Source organism: Thermogutta sp., assembly GCF_014359955.1.
Lineage (GTDB): Bacteria > Planctomycetota > Planctomycetia > Pirellulales > Thermoguttaceae > Thermogutta.
This window is the reverse complement of record NZ_JACIYL010000518.1, coordinates 1-3,212: the sequence shown is the minus strand read 5'-3', so window position 1 is coordinate 3,212 and position 3,212 is coordinate 1. Positions and strand designations below refer to the sequence as shown.

The following is a 3,212-nucleotide window of genomic DNA, read 5'->3' as shown; positions in this document are numbered from 1 at the left end:
CGCTGCGCGAGGGACGTCGGGTGGTGTTTTTGACCGTCGTGAGCTTCCTCTTCATGCTGGTGGTGCTCATCCTGACCGCTATGGGGATGACGCAGCACGGACGTCCCCGGGGGACCGCGCTGCAGGCAATCCCAGGTGGTCCAAAGCATGCCGCCGTACGAGGAAAGGAACAACCGCATCAGACCAGCGACGGCGAAGGACAATCACCTGAATAAACGTTTACTCTGAGATCAAATTCGTCAGCTTTTGAGATCATCATGCATATTCGGGTCGTTGGATGCAGTCATCGCACGACACCCCTGGAGATCCGGGAGAAACTGGCTTTCGGACTCCAGGAGGTGCCCGCTGTTTTGCGGGCATGGCGAGAGCAAATGGGGCCCACCGAAGCCGTGTTGCTGTCCACGTGCAATCGCGTGGAGCTTTATCTGGCCAGCGACACGTATCCTCTACCACCCGTTGGTGAAACGATCGATTTTATTCTCGGTTCCCGCGGACAAAAGCAGGAGGAATGGGAGCGGTATTTCTACAGCTACGATCTGGAAGATGCGGTGCGGCATCTCTTTCGCGTCGCCGCCGGCCTGGACAGCATGGTGCTTGGGGAACCGCAAATTCTGAACCAGGTCAAGCAGGCGTATCAAATGGCCGTGGATCACGAAATGGTGGGGGCCATTTTCCACCAGACTTTTCAGTACGCCCTCAAGGCGGCACGGCGGGTGGCCTCGGAAACTTCCATCCAGCAGCGTCGCGTGAGTATTCCCAGCATCGCGGTGGCCGAATTCGCCCGGGCAATTTTTGAGCATTTCGAGGACAAACTGACTCTCGTGATCGGGGCGGGGGAAATGGCCGAGGAAACCCTTCGCTACCTGCGCGAGGAAGGGGCCCGGCGAATCATCGTCATCAACCGACATTTCGAACGGGCGCAGGAACTGGCCGCTCGATGGGAAGGGGAGGCCCGTCCCTGGGATGAATTATGGAACACGCTGCGGGAGGCGGATGTGGTCGTCAGTACTACGGGGTCTTCGCAACCTATCGTGAAACGGGAGTCTCTGGCTCCCGTGATTGCCACCCGGCCGGAACGCCCCCTGTTTGTCTTAGATCTGGCTCTGCCACGAGATTTTGAACCGAGTGTGGGCGATATTCCGGGCGTCTATCTTTACTGTCTGGATGACCTGCAGGAGGTGTGTCAGAGAAATCGGGAAGCCCGGGACCGCGAGATTCCGCACGCTTACGCTATCATCGATCAAGAGGTTTCCGCACTGCTGAGCACGCTGTATCGGCGGGCGGCCACGCCGGTCATTCAGCAGTTGCGGGCAGAATGGGATGCCGTGAAAGAAGAGGAATTGCGTCGCCTTTGGCAAAAGTATCCCAACCTTGATCCTCAATTGAAGGCCGATATCGAAAAAAGTTTCGACCGACTTGTGGCCAAGTTGTTGCACCCGCCTTTGGCCTCCATTCACGAGCATTCGCACGCCAGTTCCCCGCACGAGCTTCTCGACGCACTCCGAAAACTATTCCGACTGGCATAATCGGCGTTGCCAGTAACTTTTGCCGTTCTGCTTGTAACGCGTTTAACACCTTTGCCGATCAATCCTGCCTGCGCTCCGCCGTGGAAAATGCCATATTTTTGACGGTGGCCTGGTACCGCGTGAGCGGGACCGCGGCCCAATTAGGACTCGTGACACGATCGGACAGATTGCCGGCGACGGGACAAACGACAGCAGGATACGGAGCAATGCTGAATAAACGTCGTATCAGAGTTCTCGTGGTGGATGACTCGCTGGTCATGCGACAGTTGATCAGCGATGTGCTCTCATCTGCGCCTGATATCGAGGTGGTGGGAACAGCACCCGACGGGCGCAGTGGGCTGCGGTCGGCGGAGGAACTTCAGCCGGACGTCATCACGCTGGACATTCAGATGCCCGGCATGGATGGTTTGAGTGTGCTGGATGCCCTTGTCTCCAGGCGTCCGGTCGCGGTGATCATGGTCAGCTCGTTGACGCAGGCGGGGGCCGCCATCACTTTGGACGCACTGGAACGGGGGGCTGTCGATTACGTCACCAAACCGAGCAGTGCTTCTGCGGCTGGGAAGTCTTTCGGAATCGAACTGGTTCGCAAGGTGCGGTTTGCTGCCGCCTGTGACGTCGCCAGAATCATCAGGCTCCGCCGACAACGGTTGCAAGCGACGGCCATTGTGCCGTCAGCCGCAAAACTTCCTGCCGCCAAAGACGATAGCGACTGCCCGCAACTCCGCGATGCGTGTGTGGCCATTGGGATTTCGACGGGTGGACCGCCGGCGTTGACGGCCCTGTTTCGAGAGCTCAGGCCGCCCATGCCTCCCATTCTTGTGGTGCAGCACATGCCGCCGCAGTTCACCAAGCCTTTCGCCTGGCGGCTCAATTCCGTCAGTGCACTGACGGTCAAAGAGGCGGAGTCCGGCGAGGTGGTCCGACCGAACCATGCCTATATCGCGCCGGGGGGGTATCACATGGCTGTGTCCGGACGCCCGCCTGCCGTGCGGATTCGCGTCTTCGACGGTGAGCCCGTCAGCGGACATAAACCATCGGTGGACGTCATGATGAACAGCGTGGCGGAAGTCTACCGCAAGCGGGTGCTGGGGGTGATTATGACGGGAATGGGTCGGGATGGTGCCAACGGCTGTCGTGCCATCCGGAGAGCGGGCGGATATGTGCTAGGCCAGGATGAGGCCACTTCCGACGTTTACGGGATGAACAAAGTGGCCTTTGTGGAGGGCAATGTGGACCGACAGTTTTCCCTCCCCGACGGTGCCCGGCTCATCATGCAGTACGTCGAGGAGCATTTCCTCGCGCGAACCGCGGGAGTTCGTTGACAGGGCGCAAGTGGAACGCTTCGCCGTGGGCAGCCTCTCACCGTCAGTCACGTGTCAACCCACGGCTTCTCTGAACCATCCCCACTTTATGGAGGAATTGAAGGAGTGGTAGGGGCAATTCATGAATGGCCCCTGCCGTTGACTCAGCAACTGAACCCAGCAGTTGCGGCATGGCCGACGAAGTGGATCGTTGAGACGTTGGAATGTGAACTCAACAAGCCGTTTCCTCCGGGCTAACTTCTGCTCCCACAAAAGCCCGTGTGAACGTTCGCGTTCCTCTTCGCAGCGGAAAAGTGGGGATGTCTCAGGAGGTTTCCTGGTCGAGACAAACTACGGGGTATTCTCGACGGCCGTGCTTTGGCTG

Annotated in this window: 3 protein-coding genes; all 3 read left to right on the top strand. The window is 58.8% G+C overall.

Features of this window, described 5'->3' with window-relative positions:
• A partial coding sequence (locus H5U08_RS13825; protein ID WP_297034202.1) for a hypothetical protein occupies positions 1-215 on the top strand: 215 nt, incomplete at its 5' end.
• 42 nt (positions 216-257) lie between these two features.
• Complete coding sequence (gene hemA, locus H5U08_RS13820) at positions 258-1,526, top strand: glutamyl-tRNA reductase (RefSeq protein WP_297034199.1); 1,269 nt, start codon at positions 258-260, stop codon at positions 1,524-1,526.
• A 206-nt stretch (positions 1,527-1,732) separates the two neighbouring features.
• The gene (locus tag H5U08_RS13815; protein WP_297034197.1) at positions 1,733-2,848 is read left to right on the top strand and encodes a chemotaxis response regulator protein-glutamate methylesterase; all 1,116 of its coding nucleotides are present in this window, start codon (positions 1,733-1,735) and stop codon (positions 2,846-2,848) included.
• Positions 2,849-3,212 lie beyond the last annotated feature (364 nt).

Excerpts from the sequence above, each read along its gene's own strand:
- hemA (WP_297034199.1), top strand. The coding sequence starts at position 258 with ATGCATATTCGGGTCGTTGGATGCAGTCATCGCACGACACCCCTGGAG.
- H5U08_RS13815 (WP_297034197.1), top strand. The coding sequence starts at position 1,733 with ATGCTGAATAAACGTCGTATCAGAGTTCTCGTGGTGGATGACTCGCTG.